Origin of the sequence: Faecousia intestinalis (assembly GCF_040096185.1) — a bacterium.
Lineage (GTDB): Bacteria > Bacillota > Clostridia > Oscillospirales > Oscillospiraceae > JAZOXB01.
In genome coordinates this window covers 17,365-34,100 of record NZ_JBBMFF010000255.1, presented here as the reverse complement: position 1 = coordinate 34,100, position 16,736 = coordinate 17,365, and the positions used below count along the sequence as shown (strand labels likewise).

The following is a 16,736-nucleotide window of genomic DNA, read 5'->3' as shown; positions in this document are numbered from 1 at the left end:
TTTTCTCCGACGTACACGCCGCCGGAGAAAATGATTCCTATTTTCTTTGCGCTTGCGAGCGCAAACTCTGCGAGGCTTTCCTTCCCTCTGCAACCTTCGGCTGAGCATGTTTTTCGACAGTCTGGCGGACAGCCCGCCTTGCGGCGGGCCGTCCGGCTTTATTTTATTTTGCGGCGCTTTCCCGTCATGGACTCGACCGCAAGACGGAATACCCGCGTGTGCGCTACTGACGCACGGTCAAAGGCAAAGTCCGGGCGGCCGTAGTGCGCCATCAGGCACTGCAGCGCAGCCTCGCGCTCCGCCTCCGGGACAGGCTCGAGCCGCCCGCGGCCGATGACGCTCTCATAGGCCATGGTGCACATACCATGCGCCTCATCCGTGCAGAGCATGTGGCCGCAGTCCATCTCAAACGTCGCGCGCGGGTTCCTCTCCATACGATCGTACTTTGTTCCGGTCATCGCGCCGTGGAACAGCAGATACAGCGTACCGTCCCGCTCCTCCATACCGAAATTCAGCGGCACGACATAGGGATAGCCGCTTTCGTCATTCAGGGCAAGGCGGCAGACGTCACAGCGCGCCATGACGTCCAGCAGCTCCTGCCGGTCTGTGATCTCCCGGTCTGTTCTTCGCATTCTCGTCCCTCCTCAGGAATTCAGCAGCGGCCGCAGCACGGCGCGCTCGTCGAAGCGCGTGTCCTTTGAGTTGACCAGGAACACGAGCTCTGTCAGATTTTCCGCGCTGCCATAGGCCTGCGCGAATTTTTCGATCTTCGAGCCGTCCACATCGCGGATATACAGGCGGCCTGTGCAGACATCGGCCGGGAAGGCCGTGTCGTCCGTCTCAAACGAGATCATGAGATTGCTTCCGGAGAAGAACGTCGTCAGCTCCTGCGCCGCGTCCTGCGTCAGCTCCGCGCCGGACTTTTCGGAATGATAGGAGATGCTGTTGCTCGCCGGGAAACGGAACTCCGAGAACACGACCTCGCGGAAGCCGCGGCTCGAAAGCTCACGCGCGATCTGCTTGAGGTAGATCATCACGGTCTCGCTCGCGGGGTCAAGCCAGTAGCAGCCGTTGGAGTCCATCCACAGCGCGCCGCTCGAAAGCGGCAGGGCCGCGGCAGGATTGGCCAGCGCAAACGCCGTGTCGCAGAAGGCCGGGACCTCCGCAATGAGGTAATAGCCGTGCTGGCTGAGCCAGTCGATGAGGGAATCCACGGCCGCCGTATCGACGTCCGCCAGCTCCGCGCCGTCGATGGAGCTGGAATAGTAAAAATCGCCGAACGTGCTCTTGAGCTGCAGCAGAACGGCACAGGCCCCCTGCTGCTCGAGCGCCGCGCGCACGGCCTCGGGGTCGCGCAGCATCTGCGTCGTGACATATACGCCGCCGAGGTCGGCGATCCGGTCCGAGCCGGGCTGCGCCTCGTCATAGACGATCTGCGCGTCCGAGACCTCCGGCAGCGCCGCCGTCGCGCCCGTGCCGTCCGGATCCTGCACGTTTTTCTTCAGGGAGAGGTGCGCGCCGTCGCGGTCATAGGTGACATAAGGCTCAAGGTACAGCAGCAGCGCCGCGCCGATGACGATGGCCGCCGCCAGCACGATGCCGAGCACGCGCAGGAACTTGCGCAGCATCAGGCGCCTGCGATAGGAAAGGCGGGGCATCTCAGCGCTCCCCCAGGCGCGCCGTCAGGCCGCACCATTCACCCTCGTGCGCCGCATGGACGATCTCCAGCCCGGCGGCAGCAAGCGCCGCGCGGACGTCGTTCTCCCGCGTCGTGAGGATGCCGCTGCAGACGAACGCCGCATCCGGCCGCATGAGCTTCGGCACAACGGGCGCGAGCCGGATGATGACATCCGCCACGATGTTGGCGCACACGATGTCAAAGCCGTCTCCCGCCAGCGCCTGCAGAAAATCCGCATCCTCGACGACGTCGCCTGTCCGCGCCGTGAAGCGGTCCGGGCCGAAGCCGTTCTGCGCCGCATTTGCCGCGGCGATATGCTCCGCGCTCGGATCGATGTCGACGCCGACGGCGCTTGCCGCGCCGAGCCGCAGGGCGCTGACGGAAAGGATTCCGCTGCCGCTGCCGAGGTCTGCCACGCGCTCTCCGCCGTGGAGGAGCGACTCGAGCGCGCGCATGCAAAGCTGCGTCGAGGCATGCTCGCCCGTGCCGAACGTCAGGCCGAGATCGAGGATCACGGGCAGACGGCCCTGCAGGTCGTCGACCGTCATCCACTGCGGAACGACGAGCAGGCGCTCACCCACCGGCAGGGGGCGGTAGTTCTGTTTCCAGGAATTGGCCCAGTCCTCGTCCGGGATGCGGTCGAGCGCCAGCGTCAGCGGGCCGAATTCACAGGCCGGATAGCGGCCGGGCAGCTCCGCGAGCAGGGCGCGCAGCTCTGCAAGCTGAGCCTCTGCAGTTTCCTCAGGCAGGTACAGGCGCACCTGCGACAGGTCGCGCATTCGCGCGGCAAGCTTTTCATCCACATAATCCCAATAGGCGCGCGCGCCGTCGAGGAACTGGCGGAACTGTTCGCTGTCATCGATGACGAAGCTGTCAAACCCGGCCTCCGTCAGCTCGGCGCACAGAAGATCGATGCCGCCGGACGCCGTGCGGATGGTCACTTCAAGCCACTGTTCCATGTTCAACCCTCCATAAATACAAATTACTTCTCCCTATTCTACAGGATTCCGTCCGGAATAACAAGCGAAATCTTTTTGCGGCTCTTTCATTTCCGGGAAAAACGTGTATAATAAAGGCAAACATGCTGAAAAAGGATGAATGCCCATGATCGAAACGATCGAGCTGGCCGCAGGCGTTACCCTGTTGGCCGTGCAGACCGAGAAATTCAAGTCCGGCTGCTTTAGCTTCAACCTGATGCGCCCGCACACACGGGCCGCCGCCCCGCTCGATGCTCTGCTGCCGAGTGTGCTGCTGCGCGGCTCGGAGCGCTGGCCGGATATGCGCGCCATCTCGATGCGCCTTGACGAGCTGTACGGCGCAACGCTCGGCACGCTCGTCCGCCTGCGCGGCGAAACGAAGCTGACCGGCTTTTACGCTGATTTTATTGAAGAGGCCTTCCTCCCGCAGGGCGAAGCCGTCTTTGCCCCGATGGTGGATTTTTTCCGCGACATTCTGTTCCATCCCGCGCTGGAAAACGGCCTGCTGAACGCCCGCTATGTCGAAAGTGAAAAGCAGAACCTGATCCACGCCATCGAGTCCGCGCAGAACGACAAGCGCGTCTACGCCGCCATGCGCATGCGCCGGATCATGTGCGAGGGCGAAGCCGCCAGCATCCCCCGCCTCGGCTATGCTGAGGACGTCGCCGCGATCACGCCGGAGGCCCTGACGGCGCACTGGCGCACGGTGCTGCGCACCGCTCCCATCATGCTGTTCTACGCAGGCCGCCGCACGCCGCAGGAGGCCGCCGCCCTGTTCCGTCCGCTGTTTGACGGACTGGAGCGTGACCCCGTCTCTCCCCCGCCGACGGTCGTGCGCCGAAGCGCGGAGACCGTGCGCGAGGTTACGGAGTCCATGGATGTCACGCAGGGCAAGCTCGTCATCGGCATGCGTACCGGCATCACTGCCTCCGACCCGGACTATCCCGCCCTCGTGCTGCTCAACTCCGTCTACGGCAGCGGTGTGACGAGCAAGCTGTTCGTGAATGTCCGCGAAAAGCGCTCACTGTGCTACTATGCCTCATCCGCCGTTGAGAAGTTCAAGGGTCTGATGATCGTGTCGTCCGGTATCTCGTTTGATCAGTATGAAACGGCACGCGACGCCATTCTGGCCGAGCTGGACGCCTGCCGCCGCGGCGAGATCACACCGGAGGAGCTGGAATCCGCCCGCCGCTCGCTGATCTCCGCCGTCCGCGCCGGGCTGGACACGCCCGCCGCGCTCGACGACTGGTATATCGGCATGTCCATCGAGCCGTGCGACGACCCCGAGACCATGCTGCAGAAGCTCCCCGCCCTGACGGTCGAGGATGTTGTGCGTGCGGCCCGGCGCATCACCACGGACACGATCTATTTCCTGAAGGGAGACGAAGCATGACACTGCATGAATTCCCGCGCCTCGGCGAGCGCTACTGGGAGCAGCGGCTTGAAAACGGCCTGCTCCTCCGCGTCGTCCCGAAGCCCGGCTTTGCCCGCAGCTACGCCTTCCTCGGCGTGGACTACGGCTCCGTCGACACGTCCTTCACGCGCGGCGGCATCCCCTGCCGCACGCCGGACGGCGTGGCGCACTATCTGGAGCACAAGATGTTCGATCTGCCGGAGGACAACGCGATGAACCTCTTCGCGGCCCACGGCGGCTATCCGAACGCCTTCACCGGCTATGCCATGACGGCCTATTATTTCGACTGCACCGAGCAGTTCGCCGAAAATCTCCGTATTCTGCTGCGCATGGTGCTCACGCCGTGGTTCCCGGACGAGAGCGTGGAAAAGGAGCGCGGCATCATCGCGCAGGAGATCCGCATGTATGAGGACAGCGCTGACTCCCGCGCCTATGAGGACCTGTTCGGCGCGATGTTCGCGCATCACCCCATCCGCGTTCCGATCGCCGGAACGGTCGAATCCATCGGCGAGATCACCCCGCAGGTCCTGCAGGACTGCCATGCGGCATTCTACGCGCCCGCAAATCTCATGCTCTGCGTAACGGGCGATGTCGACCCTGCGCTGGTGGAGGAGATCGCCCGTGCGGAGTCCGCAAACGCCCATGCAGAGCCGGTCCCCGTGCGGGACTACGGCCCGGCCGAGGCCATGACCTGCCCGACAAAGCGCACGGTCCGGCATATGGAGATCGCCATGCCGACGTTCTGCCTCGGCTTCAAATGTGAGCCGCCCGCCCGCGGGCTGGAGTCCATGCGCCGTGAGATCATTGGCGATCTGGCTGCCGAAATTCTCGTGGGCGAATCCTCGGCGCTCTACACGCGCCTGTATGACGAGGGCCTCATCAATTCGGACTTTTCCGCCGGATATGAGAGCGTGCGCGATGCCTGCCTGTTCAGCGCGGGCGGCGACAGCCGCGACCCGGACGCCGTGCTCCGTGCCATTCTGGACGAGGCGCAGCGCCTGTCCTGCGAGGGCTTTGACCGCGCGCTGTTTGACCGGCTCATCCGCTCGTCGCTCGGCCGCCGCACCCGCGACCTTGACAGCTTTGAAAGTGTGTGCTACCGTATGTGTGCCTACCGCTTCGACGGCGTGGATTACTTCTCCTTCCCGGAGGCCTACGCTTCCGTCACGCCCGAGGACGTGCTGCAATTCATCCGGCAGGTCATCCGTCCGGAGCGCGCCGCGCTCAGCATCATTCTTCCCAATGAAAGTGAGGAATCCGCATGAATATCTTCTTAACCAGTCCCATCAGCTTCCCCGGGCTCGGCATTGAGGGCATTGATCCGCCCGACGGCTTCTGCATCCCGGGAACAAACTTCGAGATCAAATTCTACGGCGTCATCATCGCCATCGGCGTGCTGCTCGCCGTGACGTACTGCCTGCGCCGGGCCAAGCAGTTCGGCGTCACGCAGGACGACATTCTCAATCTCGTGCTCATCTGCCTGCCGTCCGCCATCGTCGGCGCGCGCCTGTACTACGTCGTGTTCGAGTGGGACCAGTTCTTCGGCCCCGGCATCCCGTGGTACCGCTTTCTCGACATCCGCAGCGGCGGCCTTGCCATCTATGGCGGCGTCATTGGCGCGGTGCTCGGCATGCTGATCTATACCCGTGTTCGGAAGCTCAAAATTTTTCCCTTCCTCGACCTGACCGGCATCGGTCTGCTGCTCGGGCAGGCCATCGGCCGCTGGGGCAACTTCTTCAACCGAGAGGCCCACGGCGGCGTGACGACCTGCTTCCTTCGCATGGGCCTGGTTGAGAACGGTGAGCTGCAGTATTTCCACCCGACGTTCCTCTATGAGTCCGTCTGGAACCTGACCGGCTTTGTCGTGCTGCACTTCCTGTCAAAGAAGCGCAAATTCGACGGTCAGATGTTCCTTGCATATCTCGCATGGTACGGCGCAGGGCGCATGGTCATCGAGGGCCTGCGCACGGACAGCCTGTGGCTCGGCCCGGTCCGTGTCAGCCAGCTGCTTGCAGCCGTGACCATGCTGCTGTCGCTCGGCATCCTGCTGTATCAGGCCATCTTTGTCAGACACGATCCCGCGAAGATGCAGGTCAACCGCGTGGCAGCGGCAGAAGCTGCCAAGGCCGCAGAGGCGCAGCCGGAGGAGACCGCCGAACCGGAAGATGCAGCATCCGAGCCGGAGGACGAAGTATCTGAGGAAACCGAATCATCCGAAGAATCAAAAGGAGTGATCTTTTATGAAGGAAACCATGGAAACCCTGAAGTGCAAGGCCGTCCACGTTGCGGCCGGCGCAGCCCAGACCGCGCGTCTCGTCGCGCTGATCTCCAAGAAGAAGTTTGCCATTCTGGCGGAACAGGACAAGATCCGCCGCTGCTACACGCAGCTTGGTAAGGTCTACTACAAGGACTACGTCACGGATGAAGAGCCGGATGACGCCGAGTACGACCCGCTGTGTGAGCGCATCTCCCAGTCGTTCCGCCGCATCAACCGCCTGCGTCAGGAGCTGGAAGCCGCGAAGACCAAGCTTGCCGGCGAGCAGCCTGAGGACGAAGCCGAACCCGAGGCCAAGCCTGAGACGGAGCCGGAAACCGAAACCGCTGCGGAAGAAGAGGACTTTGCGGACAACGAAACTCCCGAGGCCCCGGAAGAGAACTTCTGAAGCAACTGCCGGACTGTCGAAAATACCGCCCGGCCGAAAGTTTCGGAGAGAAGGTTCGAAGGAGCTTATTTTGACAAGCTGCACATGAATGTTCCCCCTCCGGCATAGATATGTCCCGGAGGGGGAATTTTCTATGCGCTTGACCGAGCTTGCCCTGCGGCGGGCGGGTGCCGCCGATCTGGAGGAATTCCAGCGGCGCGAGGGCCTGTATCCGTCCGGGCAGGAGGATATTCTGACCATGCAGCGGCTCACGCCGCTGCTGCTGGGCTATGAACGCTATATGGTCAAGCCCGGCGACACCTATTACCGCATCGCCACGGCGCGCGGCACATCCGTCCGCGCCATGCTGACGGCCAATCCGAACCAGAACCCAAATCTGCTCATCCCGGGGCAATATCTGAACGTGCCCTACGGCTTCCCCGTCGTGCCGACGGACGTCCCGTTTTCATCGGAGCTGCTGCAGATCTGCGTGCAGGGACTTCTCGTGCGCTATCCGTTCCTGTCACAGAAATGCATTGCCCGGACGGCGTGGGGCAGGCCCGTCACAGCCCTGCGCATCGGGCAGGGGCCGCGCTGTGTGCTCTATAACGCCAGCCACCATGCGAACGAGTGGATCACAACACCGGTCCTGCTGCTGTTTCTGGAGCAATACGCCTATGCCGTGGCGACGGAGGGGCGCATCCTCGGCATGGATGCCCAGCAGCTCTGGCGGCGCACAACGCTGTGGCTCGTGCCAATGGTGAACCCGGACGGCGTCGACCTCGTCACGGGGGCCATCCGGCCGGGCAGCCAACAGTATCAGGCAGCGCAGCGCATCGCGGCAGGCTTCCCGGAAATTCCGTTCCCGGGCGGCTGGAAGGCGAATCTGACGGGGACGGACCTCAATCTGAACTACCCCGCAGGCTGGGAGCAGGCGCGCACAAACAAATTCGCGCTCGGCTTCACCGGCCCGGCCCCTCGGGACTATGTCGGGGCCTCGCCGCTCGACCAGCCGGAGACGGCGGCCATGGCAGCTCTGACTCAGGCCATCCGGCCGGACGTCACGCTGTCCTATCACACACAGGGAGAAGAGATCTACTGGCGCTTTCAGGACTATGCGCCGCCCGGTGCGCAGGAGCTCGGCGAGCGGCTGGCGCGGGTCAGCGGCTACCGGCTGGAGGACACGCCGTTCGCCTCGGGTTTTGCGGGCTATAAGGACTGGTTCCTGCAGGACTTCCGCCGCCCCGGCTATACGATCGAGGCCGGTCTCGGCACGAATCCGCTGCCGCTTTCCCAGTTCGACGAAATTTACCGGCGCAACATCGGCATCCTCGTCCATGCGCTGCCGTAACAGCCAATGCCTGACTTCCGTCAGGCATTCCAGCTTGCCAAAAAAGTCCCTCCGTGACTTTTTCGCCAAACTGCTTTCAGAATTGCAAAATCCATTTTTGTAGTTTTATTTTGCAATTCTGCCGCTGCGGCGGGTGATGGAACGCGAAAGGAAACCCTGACGGTTTCCTTTCACACGATCCTTCCCTCCGAGACTTTCGGCCAAGCAGTTTTTTGACAGTCTGCAATGCCTGACTTCCGTCAGGCATTCTTCTTGCAATCGGGCGCGTCGTATGTTATACTGAGGGTACATTTCTGAAAGGTGAGCTGAAACGATGATCGATTGGCTGTTCGGCACCGTCCTTGGCAAATGCGTGATGACGTTTCTCATTTCGCTGCTGCCGGTCGTGGAGCTGCGCGGCGGCATCCCCTATGGCATTTCGCAGGGACTGGATCCCTGGCTGGCCTTCGCCGCAAGCGCGCTGGGCAATATGCTGCCCGTCCCGTTCCTGCTGCTGTTCGTGCGGAAGATCCTGCACTGGATGAAGCGCTATCCCCGCCTCGGCCGTCTTGCCGTTTCGCTGGAGCGCCGCGCCGACCGCAAGAGCAGCCGTGTGCGCAAATCCGAGCTGGTCGGTCTGTGCATCCTTGTCGCCATTCCCCTGCCGGGCACCGGCGCCTGGACCGGCGCCCTCGTCGCAGCGCTGATGGAGATGCGGCTGAAGCGCGCCCTGCCCGCCATCTATGCCGGCGTGCTCATTGCCGGTCTGCTCGTGACGCTCGCCCTGACCGGCGTGAAGGCCCTGCGCTTTCTCGCCTGACCCGTCCGAAAGGAGCCGCGATGAAACGAACCGACTACATTTCCTGGGATGAGTATTTCATGGGCGTCGCCCTGCTGGCCGCCCGCCGCAGCAAGGACCCGAACACGCAGGTCGGCGCCTGCATCGTCTCGCCGGAGAACATCATTCTCTCTACCGGTTATAACGGCCTGCCCTGCTGCTGCAGCGACGACGTTTTTCCGTGGGAGCGCGAGGGCGCGGAGACAAAATATCCCTATGTCGTCCACGCGGAGCTGAACGCCATTCTGAATGCAGGCGGCCGTGTGCTGCGCGGCGCGCGGCTGTATGTGGCCCTGTTCCCATGCAATGAGTGTGCCAAGGCCATCATCCAGAGCGGCATCCGGGAGATCATCTATTTTTCCGACAAATACGCCGAAACGGCCAACATCCGTGCCTCAAAGCGCATGCTGGACGCCGCCGGTGTGCGCTATCACCCTCTGCAGACGGAGCTTGCCTCCATCACGCTGGATTTCCGCGCGCCGGAAAGCGCCGGGATCCCGCAGAAAAGCGACGCGGACGAAAAATAATCCTTTACTTTTCCGTCATTCTATGCTACGATATTACGGCTGGTAATTTTGCCGGTACATCCACGCGCTCAGTTCTGGGAGACCGCTCCGGAAGGAGCATTCCGCCCGCCCGGACTTAGCCGTTGGATAATATTTTGAAAGGTGGAGTATTCCCATGATCCAGAAGGAAAAGAAAACCGCTATCATCGCCGAGTATGCGACCCATGAGGGCGACACCGGTTCCCCCGAGGTCCAGATCGCGATCCTGACCGCCCGCATCAACGAGCTGACCGAGCATCTGCGTGAGCACAAGCACGACAACCACTCCCGCCGCGGCCTTCTCATGATGGTCGGCAAGCGCCGCAGCCTGCTCGACTACCTGGCCAAGAAGGACATCAACCGCTATCGCGCCATCATCGCTCGTCTGGGCATCCGTAAGTAATCACGAACAATGGGCGGCCCGCCAGCGGTCCGCCCATTTTCACCGTCTCCCCTTCCCCCGCATTACCCCCGCACACGGGAGCGAAGTTTAGCAGTTGAAGGCGCTGCCGAGCGCGCGTTTGGCCGCGGCTTCAAGTGCTAAACCTCCCGTGGAACTTCATTCTGACAGGAGGATAAACCATGATCACCAGAAAACAGTATCCCAACCACCATGTGTTTGAGACTTCCATCGGCGGCCGTCCCTTTACCGTCGAGACCGGCAAGGTCGCAGAGCTGGCCGACGCCGAGTGCATCTGCCGCTACGGCGACACCGTCGTGCTCACGACCGTCACCTGCTCCCCGGACCCCAAGCCCGGCATCGACTATTTCCCGCTGACCATCGAGTTCGAGGAGAGAATGTACGCCGTCGGCCGCATTCCCGGCAGCTTCAACCGCCGCGAGGGCAAGCCCTCCGAGCGCGGCATCCTCAACAGCCGCATCATCGACCGTCCGATGCGCCCGCTCTTCGACGATGAGCTGCGCAACGATGTCGTCGTGACCTGCACCGTCCTTGCCAACGACTACGAGAACCCCGTTGAGATCGTCGCCTCTCTGGGCGCTTCCATCTCTGTGGCCTGCTCCGACGTCCCCTGGAACGGCCCGATCGCCACGACGAACGTCGCCTATGTCGGCGGCCAGTACGTCATCAACCCCTCTGCCGAGCAGCGCAGCGCCTCCGAGTGCTTCGTGTGCATCGCCTCAACGTTCGAGAAGGTCGTCATGATCGAGACCGAGGCCAAGGAAGCCCCGGAGAGCATCGTGCTCGAGTGCATCCGCATCGCCCATGAGACGAACATGGAGGTCGTGAAGTTCATCAACACCATCGTCGAGACCATTGGCAAGCCGAAGTTCACGTTTGAAAAGGCAGCCGTCAACCACGACCTGCTCGACGATCTGTGCGCCTATGGCATGAACCAGATCGAATATGCCCTCGACACCGACGACAAGAACGTCCGCGAGGAGCGCCTGACCGCGGCCCGCCGCGATTTCGCCGACAAGTTCGCCGAAAAGTATGAGGACTTCGACGTCAACATCGAGGTCTGCCTGTATAAGATGCAGAAGAAGGTCGTCAAGAAGTGGCTGCTCGAGGGCAAGCGCGTCGACGGCCGCCAGATGGACGAGATCCGCCCGCTCGACGCCGAGGTCGGCGTTCTGCCGCGCGTCCACGGCTCCGGCCTGTTCTCCAGAGGCCAGACGCAGGTCCTGTCCATCTGCACGCTCAACACACTGTCCGCCGCGCAGAAGCTCGACACCATCTATCCGGAAGAGACGAAGCGCTATATCCACCACTACAACTTCCCGTCGTTCTCCACCGGCGAGGCCAGAGCAAGCCGCTCCACCTCCCGCCGCGAGATCGGCCATGGCTCCCTCGCCGAGAAGGCCCTGCTGCCTGTGATCCCGAGCGTTGAGGAGTTCCCGTATGCCATCCGTGTCGTCTCCGAGGTCCTGTCCTCCAACGGCTCGACGTCGCAGGCCTCCATCTGCGGCTCTACGCTGGCACTGATGGACGCCGGTGTTCCCATCAAGCGCCCGGTCGCCGGCATTTCCTGCGGCCTCATCTCCGATCAGGAGACCGGCGCATGGCGCACGTTCACGGACATTCAGGGCGTGGAAGACTTCCACGGCGAGATGGACTTCAAGGTCGCCGGTACGACGGAAGGCGTCACCGCCATTCAGATGGACCTGAAGAACAAGGGCCTGACGATGGAGATCATTGCCGACGCACTCGAGCGCTGCCGCAAGGCCCGTCTTGAAATTCTGGACAAGGTCATGCTCCCCTGCATCTCCGAGCCGCGCGCGGACGTCTCCGAGTACGCTCCGAAGATGATCTCCATGAAGATCCCCGTCGAGAAGATCCGCGAGGTCATCGGCTCCGGCGGCAAGACCATCCAGAAGATCTGCGCCGATACCGGCGCCAAGGTCGACATCGACGACGACGGCAACGTCTTCATCGCTGCGGTCGATCCCGCTGCGGGCTACGCCGCCAAGAAGATGATCGACGACATCTGCTTCGTCCCCGAGGTCGGCGCCCTGTACTACGGCAAGGTCGTCCGCATCCTGCCGATCGGCGCGTTCGTCGAGATCGCTCCGGGCCACGACGGCATGGTCCACATCTCCAAGCTTGAAAACCGCCGCGTCGAAAAGGTCGAGGACGTTCTGAACGTCGGCGACATGACGTGGGTCAAGTTCATGGGCTTCGATGAGAAGGGCCGCGCGAACTTCAGCCGCAAGGATGCCCTGAAGGAGATCGCTGAGTCCGAGAAGAAGTAAACCTGATTTCTCCAATGTCCGGCGCGAAAGCGCCGGGCATTGTCGTTTTGAAAGGCACAACCGCCGCTCAACCGGAAGTTGAGCGGCGGTTTTTTGCAAAATGAACGACCGGATGATAGCTTTTTCGGCCAATTCATGATATGGTAATGCCAGAACATGAAGGAGGAAAATCACAATGGAACAGGGAACGCTTGGAAAGCGCATTGCCTATCACCGCAAGCGGCTGGGCATGACGCAGGAGCAGCTGGCGCAGCGCGTCGGCGTGAGCGCACAGGCGGTGAGCAAATGGGAGAACAACCTCTCCTGCCCCGACATCACCATTCTGCCGGAGCTTGCCTCCATCTTCGGCATCAGCGTGGATGAGCTGCTCGGCCGCACACCACCGAAGGAGGAGCGCGTACACGAGGCAGAGGTCATCAAGCCGGAGGAGAAGGAACACATTCTGGATTACACCATCGGCAGCGCCGCACGCAGCGGGCTGTGGTTCGCGATCTACGTCCTCGCCATCGGTGCGCTGTTTCTTGTCAATGCGCTGGGAAAATTCGATGTATCCGTCTGGACGATCCTCTGGACATCCGCCCTGCTGCTGGGCGGTCTGAGCATGCTGACGCACCGCTTCTCCTGCTTCAGCATCGGCCTGATGCTCGTGGGCGGCTATTCGCTGCTGACCGCATTCGGCTTTCTGTCCATCGGCTTCCGCTGGAGCGTCCTGATCCCGGTCTTTCTGCTGCTGTGGGGCGTGAGCCTGCTGGTCGATTATTTCTGCGGCCGCAGGCGGAAGCAGCACCATGTGCGCGCCTCCTACGGCGGGAAATTCACGCAGGACACGCGCTGCGATAACGGCCACCTGAGCTGCGAGCTGAGCTTTGGCTCCTGCCGTGTGCCGGTCGTGACACCGCTCCTGCGCAGCGGCAGGATCGAGACGAGCTTCGGAGACTTCACCGTCGATCTGTCCGGCTGCGAGGCCGTGCAGGACAACTGCCCGCTGACCGTTGAGACGAATTTCGGCAGCCTGACGCTGCTCGTGCCGGACCGCTTCGCCGTCACGGTCTCCGGGAAGGATACGACGGCGGCCAGCCTCAACCAGCGCGGGACGCCCTGTGAGCATCCTGAAGCACAGATCCTGCTGGATGCCGATCTCAGCTTCGGCAGCCTCGAAATCAAGTACATATAAATACCGGGACCGCCTCTCTTTGTGAGGCGGTCCCGCTTGATATCAGCGGATCACATAGAAGTACAGCAGCACGAGAAGGCCGAGGCCGATGCGATACCAGCCAAATGCCGTGAAATCGTGCTTGCGGATATAGCCCATGAGGAAGCGGATGGCGAGGATGGACACGCCGAAGGCGACCGCCATGCCGACGAGCAGCACGCCAAGCTCCGTGCCGCTGATCGTGCCGAATTTCACGATCTTCAGCAGCGACGCGCCGAACATCACGGGCACGGCGAGGAAGAACGTGTATTCCGCGGCGACCTCGCGCGACGTGCCGATGAGGATGCCGCCGAGAATGGTCGCACCGGAGCGCGACGTGCCGGGGATGAGCGCGAGCACCTGGAACACGCCGATGAGCAGCGCATCCGACCAGCGCAGCGCCGCGATGGAATTCACGCGCGGCTTGCGGCTGCGGTTATACCGCTCGACGAACAGGAAGCCGGCGCCATAGAGCAGCAGCATCAGGGCCACGACGGTCGGGTTATAAAAGTGCTTGTCGAGCCAATCGTTCAGAGGCAGGCCGATGAGCATGGCAGGCAGGCAGGACACCGCGATCTTCAGCCACATGACGATCTTGTCCATGCAGCAATAACGGTCGCCGAAGCGCTGCAGGCCGCCCACGAAGCCGTTCGTGCTCTGCTGGGCGAACCACGAGCGCTGCGGGATGCGCTTACGGTGGAAGGGCCAGAGCTTGCTCCAGTAGAGCACCACAACAGCAAGGATCGCGCCGAGCTGGATGACGACGTTGAACATCTCCTTGAACGCATCAGACTGCTGCAGCGGCCAGATGGCGTCCGTCAGGATCAGGTGGCCCGTGCTGCTGATGGGGAGCCATTCCGTGATGCCCTCCACGATGCCGAGCAAGATGACCTTCAGCCATTCGATAAAATTCATGAAAAACCTTCTTTCCGGTTATCTGTTCGATTCTATGCCAATACTGGGAAAGTATAGCACATCTTCCGCCGGATGTCAAAGCAAAAGGGGATGCGGCCGCATCCCCCTTTATCTGTCTTTTCTGCAGGACGTCCGGCAGTGCGTGCAGTCTCCGCAGCAGCCGCAGCAGCCGCGGTGGTGCAGCATGCGCCAAAGCGACACGGCCAGCCATGCCGCCAGCAGCGCCAGCACGACCCATTCCAGCCACCCCATGCGTCAGGCGATCAGCAGCAGGAGCTGATACAGCCCCGCTGCAACGCACCAGGCCACAACGCACTGGAACACCGCAACGACTGCGCCGCGCAGCCTGCCGCCCAGCTCGCGCCCGATGGCCGCAATGGCCGCGACGCACGGCGTGTAGAGCAGGGTGAACGTCAGGAAGCTCACGGCCGACAGCGGCGTGAACAGGCCGGAGAGCGCTGCGCTCAGGTGCTCCGTTCCCGCGCCGGTCAGGATGCCGAGCGTGCTGACCACGGCCTCCTTGGCCGTAAAGCCGGTAATGAGAGCCGTCGTCACACGCCAGTCCTCAAAGCCCAGCGGGCGGAAAACCGGCGCGAGGATGCGCCCGACAGAGGCAAGCAGGCTCCTGCTGCTGTCCGTCACGAAATTCAGGTGCAGGTCAAACGACTCCAGGAACCAGATGGCAAGCGTCGCCACAAAAATGACCGTAAACGCGCGCTGCAGGAAGTCGCGCGCCTTGTCCCACAGGAGCATGGCCACGCTCTTGAGCGTCGGCAGGCGATAATTCGGCAGCTCCATAACGAACGGGACGGGATTTCCGCGGAACACCGTGTGATTCAGCAGCAGCGAGATGAGCACGCCGACAACCATGCCGCCGAAGTAGAGCAGCGCCATCACGAGCACAGCATGCAGCGGGAAGAATGCCGCCGTGAACACGGCATAGATCGGGATCTTGGCCGAGCAGCTCATGAACGGCGTCAGCAGAATCGTCAGACGGCGATCGCGAGCGGATGGCAGCGTCCGGGTCGCCATCACGGCGGGGACCGTGCAGCCGAAGCCGATGAGCATCGGCACGAAGCTGCGGCCGGACAGGCCGATCTTGCGCAGGAGCTTGTCCATCACAAAGGCGACGCGCGCCATATAGCCCGTATCCTCCAGAATGGACAGGAAGAAGAACATGACCACAATGATGGGCAGGAAGCTCACCACACTGCCGACGCCCGCAAAAATGCCGTCGATCATGAGGCTATGCACTACCGGGTTCATGCCATAGGCCGTGAGGCCATGGTCGACCACCGCGCTCAGGCGGCTGATGCCCAGCGCCAGCAGGTCCTGCAGGCCCGCGCCGACCACGTCGAACGTCAGCCAGAAGATCAGCAGCATGATGCCGACAAAGATCGGCAGGGCTGCATATTTGTTCGTCAGCACGCGGTCAATGCGCACACTGCGCAGATGCTCGCGGCTCTCGCGGCACTTGACCACGGTTTTGGAGCACAGGCGCTCGATGTAGTCATAGCGCATGGAGGCAATGGCGGCATTGCGGTCCAGCTTGCCCTCGTCCTCCATCTCGACGATGCTGTGCTCGACCATCTCCAGCTCGTTCTGATTGAGCAGGAGGCGGCTGATGATGTCCTCGTCGCCCTCGATGAGCTTCGTCGCCGCAAAGCGCCGGGCCATCCCGGCAGCCTGCGCGTGATCCTCGATCAGGTGCGAGACGGCGTGGATGCAGCGGTGCACCGGACCGTCATCACAGAAATCCACGCGCTTCGGCAGCGTGCGCGTGCGTGCAGCACGCACGGCACTGTCGACCAGCTCCTCAATGCCCTCGTTCTTCGCCGCGGCGATGGGAACGACCGGAATGCCGAGTTCATCGGACATTTTCTGCACATCGATGGTACCGCCGTTGCCGCGCACCTCGTCCATCATGTTGAGCGCCAGCACCATCGGGATCTGCATTTCAAGAAGCTGCAGCGTCAGATAGAGGTTGCGCTCGATATTCGTGGCGTCGACGATATTGATGATGCCGTCAGGCTTCTGATTCAGGATAAAATCGCGGGTCACGATCTCCTCGGCCGTATAGGGTCGCAGAGAATAGATGCCCGGCAGATCGACGACGCTGCAGCCCTTTGCGCCGCGCATCACGCCCTCCTTGCTGTCGACCGTCACGCCGGGAAAATTGCCGACATGCTGGTTGGACCCGGTAAGCTGATTGAACAGCGTCGTTTTGCCGCAATTCTGATTTCCGACCAGTGCAAAGATCATGCGCCCACCTCCGGCAGGATCTCGATCTGCGCCGCGTCGTCCATGCGAAGCGTCAGCTCATAGCTGCGCAGACGGATCTCCATGGGGTCACCCATCGGGGCGATCTTCTGCACCGTCACGCGCGTATTGGGGATCAGGCCCATATCCAGCAGTCTGCAGCGCAGGATCCCCTCGCCGCCGACCGCCGTAATGAGCCCGCTTTTTCCGACAGGAAGCTCCTTTAAGGTCATG

General features: G+C 62.3%; 16 protein-coding genes. 9 read left to right on the top strand and 7 right to left on the bottom strand.

What is annotated here, in order from left to right; genetic code table 11:
* Nucleotides 1-158 precede the first annotated feature (158 nt).
* Genes WMO66_RS12440 through prmA form a run of 3 tightly spaced genes read right to left on the bottom strand, consistent with a single transcriptional unit; the run spans nucleotide 159 to nucleotide 2,637 of the window.
* Entirely contained in the window at nucleotides 159-632 is a 474-nt protein-coding gene (locus tag WMO66_RS12440) for a pyridoxamine 5'-phosphate oxidase family protein (protein WP_349136744.1), read from the bottom strand.
* Nucleotides 633-644: 12 nt separating this feature from the next.
* Entirely contained in the window at nucleotides 645-1,628 is a 984-nt protein-coding gene (locus tag WMO66_RS12435; RefSeq protein ID WP_349136743.1) for a putative glycoside hydrolase, read from the bottom strand.
* 31 nt (nucleotides 1,629-1,659) lie between these two features.
* The gene (gene prmA / locus WMO66_RS12430; RefSeq protein ID WP_349136742.1) at nucleotides 1,660-2,637 is read right to left on the bottom strand and encodes a 50S ribosomal protein L11 methyltransferase; all 978 of its coding nucleotides are present in this window, start codon (nucleotides 2,635-2,637) and stop codon (nucleotides 1,660-1,662) included.
* 145 nt (nucleotides 2,638-2,782) lie between these two features.
* Between prmA and yfmF the strand changes: the two genes are divergently transcribed.
* The 9 genes from yfmF to WMO66_RS12385 all read left to right on the top strand — a co-directional run bounded on the left by yfmF (nucleotide 2,783) and on the right by WMO66_RS12385 (nucleotide 13,310).
* A complete protein-coding gene (yfmF, locus tag WMO66_RS12425; RefSeq protein ID WP_349136741.1) occupies nucleotides 2,783-4,048 on the top strand; it encodes an EF-P 5-aminopentanol modification-associated protein YfmF in 1,266 nt (421 codons plus the stop codon).
* The gene (gene yfmH, locus WMO66_RS12420; RefSeq protein ID WP_349136740.1) at nucleotides 4,045-5,334 is read left to right on the top strand and encodes an EF-P 5-aminopentanol modification-associated protein YfmH; all 1,290 of its coding nucleotides are present in this window, start codon (nucleotides 4,045-4,047) and stop codon (nucleotides 5,332-5,334) included. Before yfmF ends, yfmH begins: the two co-directional genes overlap by 4 nt.
* Entirely contained in the window at nucleotides 5,331-6,464 is a 1,134-nt protein-coding gene (gene lgt, locus WMO66_RS12415; protein WP_349136739.1) for a prolipoprotein diacylglyceryl transferase, read from the top strand. Before yfmH ends, lgt begins: the two co-directional genes overlap by 4 nt.
* A 401-nt stretch (nucleotides 6,465-6,865) precedes the next feature.
* Nucleotides 6,866-8,062, top strand: a complete 1,197-nt coding sequence (locus WMO66_RS12410) for a M14 family metallopeptidase (protein ID WP_349136738.1) — start codon at nucleotides 6,866-6,868, stop codon at nucleotides 8,060-8,062.
* Between the two features lie 313 nt (nucleotides 8,063-8,375).
* Nucleotides 8,376-8,861 carry a COG2426 family protein gene (locus WMO66_RS12405; RefSeq protein ID WP_349136737.1) on the top strand — a complete coding sequence of 162 codons (486 nt, stop codon included), beginning with the start codon at nucleotides 8,376-8,378 and terminating at the stop codon, nucleotides 8,859-8,861.
* Between the two features lie 20 nt (nucleotides 8,862-8,881).
* Nucleotides 8,882-9,406, top strand: a complete 525-nt coding sequence (locus WMO66_RS12400; RefSeq protein ID WP_349136736.1) for a deoxycytidylate deaminase — start codon at nucleotides 8,882-8,884, stop codon at nucleotides 9,404-9,406.
* 154 nt (nucleotides 9,407-9,560) lie between these two features.
* The gene (gene rpsO, locus WMO66_RS12395) at nucleotides 9,561-9,827 is read left to right on the top strand and encodes a 30S ribosomal protein S15 (protein WP_349136735.1); all 267 of its coding nucleotides are present in this window, start codon (nucleotides 9,561-9,563) and stop codon (nucleotides 9,825-9,827) included.
* Between the two features lie 179 nt (nucleotides 9,828-10,006).
* A complete protein-coding gene (locus WMO66_RS12390) occupies nucleotides 10,007-12,136 on the top strand; it encodes a polyribonucleotide nucleotidyltransferase (protein WP_349136734.1) in 2,130 nt (709 codons plus the stop codon).
* 175 nt (nucleotides 12,137-12,311) lie between these two features.
* The gene (locus tag WMO66_RS12385; protein WP_349136733.1) at nucleotides 12,312-13,310 is read left to right on the top strand and encodes a helix-turn-helix domain-containing protein; all 999 of its coding nucleotides are present in this window, start codon (nucleotides 12,312-12,314) and stop codon (nucleotides 13,308-13,310) included.
* A 42-nt stretch (nucleotides 13,311-13,352) separates the two neighbouring features.
* Here the strand turns inward: WMO66_RS12385 and WMO66_RS12380 are convergent, their stop codons facing one another.
* From WMO66_RS12380 to WMO66_RS12365, 4 genes are all read right to left on the bottom strand, one after another.
* A complete protein-coding gene (locus WMO66_RS12380; protein WP_349136732.1) occupies nucleotides 13,353-14,243 on the bottom strand; it encodes an undecaprenyl-diphosphate phosphatase in 891 nt (296 codons plus the stop codon).
* A gap of 108 nt (nucleotides 14,244-14,351) precedes the next feature.
* A complete protein-coding gene (locus WMO66_RS12375; RefSeq protein ID WP_349136731.1) occupies nucleotides 14,352-14,495 on the bottom strand; it encodes a hypothetical protein in 144 nt (47 codons plus the stop codon).
* A 3-nt stretch (nucleotides 14,496-14,498) separates the two neighbouring features.
* The gene (gene feoB / locus WMO66_RS12370) at nucleotides 14,499-16,505 is read right to left on the bottom strand and encodes a ferrous iron transport protein B (RefSeq protein ID WP_349136730.1); all 2,007 of its coding nucleotides are present in this window, start codon (nucleotides 16,503-16,505) and stop codon (nucleotides 14,499-14,501) included.
* Nucleotides 16,502-16,735: a FeoA family protein gene (locus tag WMO66_RS12365; RefSeq protein ID WP_349136729.1), complete on the bottom strand. Its 234-nt coding sequence runs from the start codon at nucleotides 16,733-16,735 to the stop codon at nucleotides 16,502-16,504. Before WMO66_RS12365 ends, feoB begins: the two co-directional genes overlap by 4 nt.
* Between the last annotated feature and the right edge of the window lies 1 nt (nucleotide 16,736).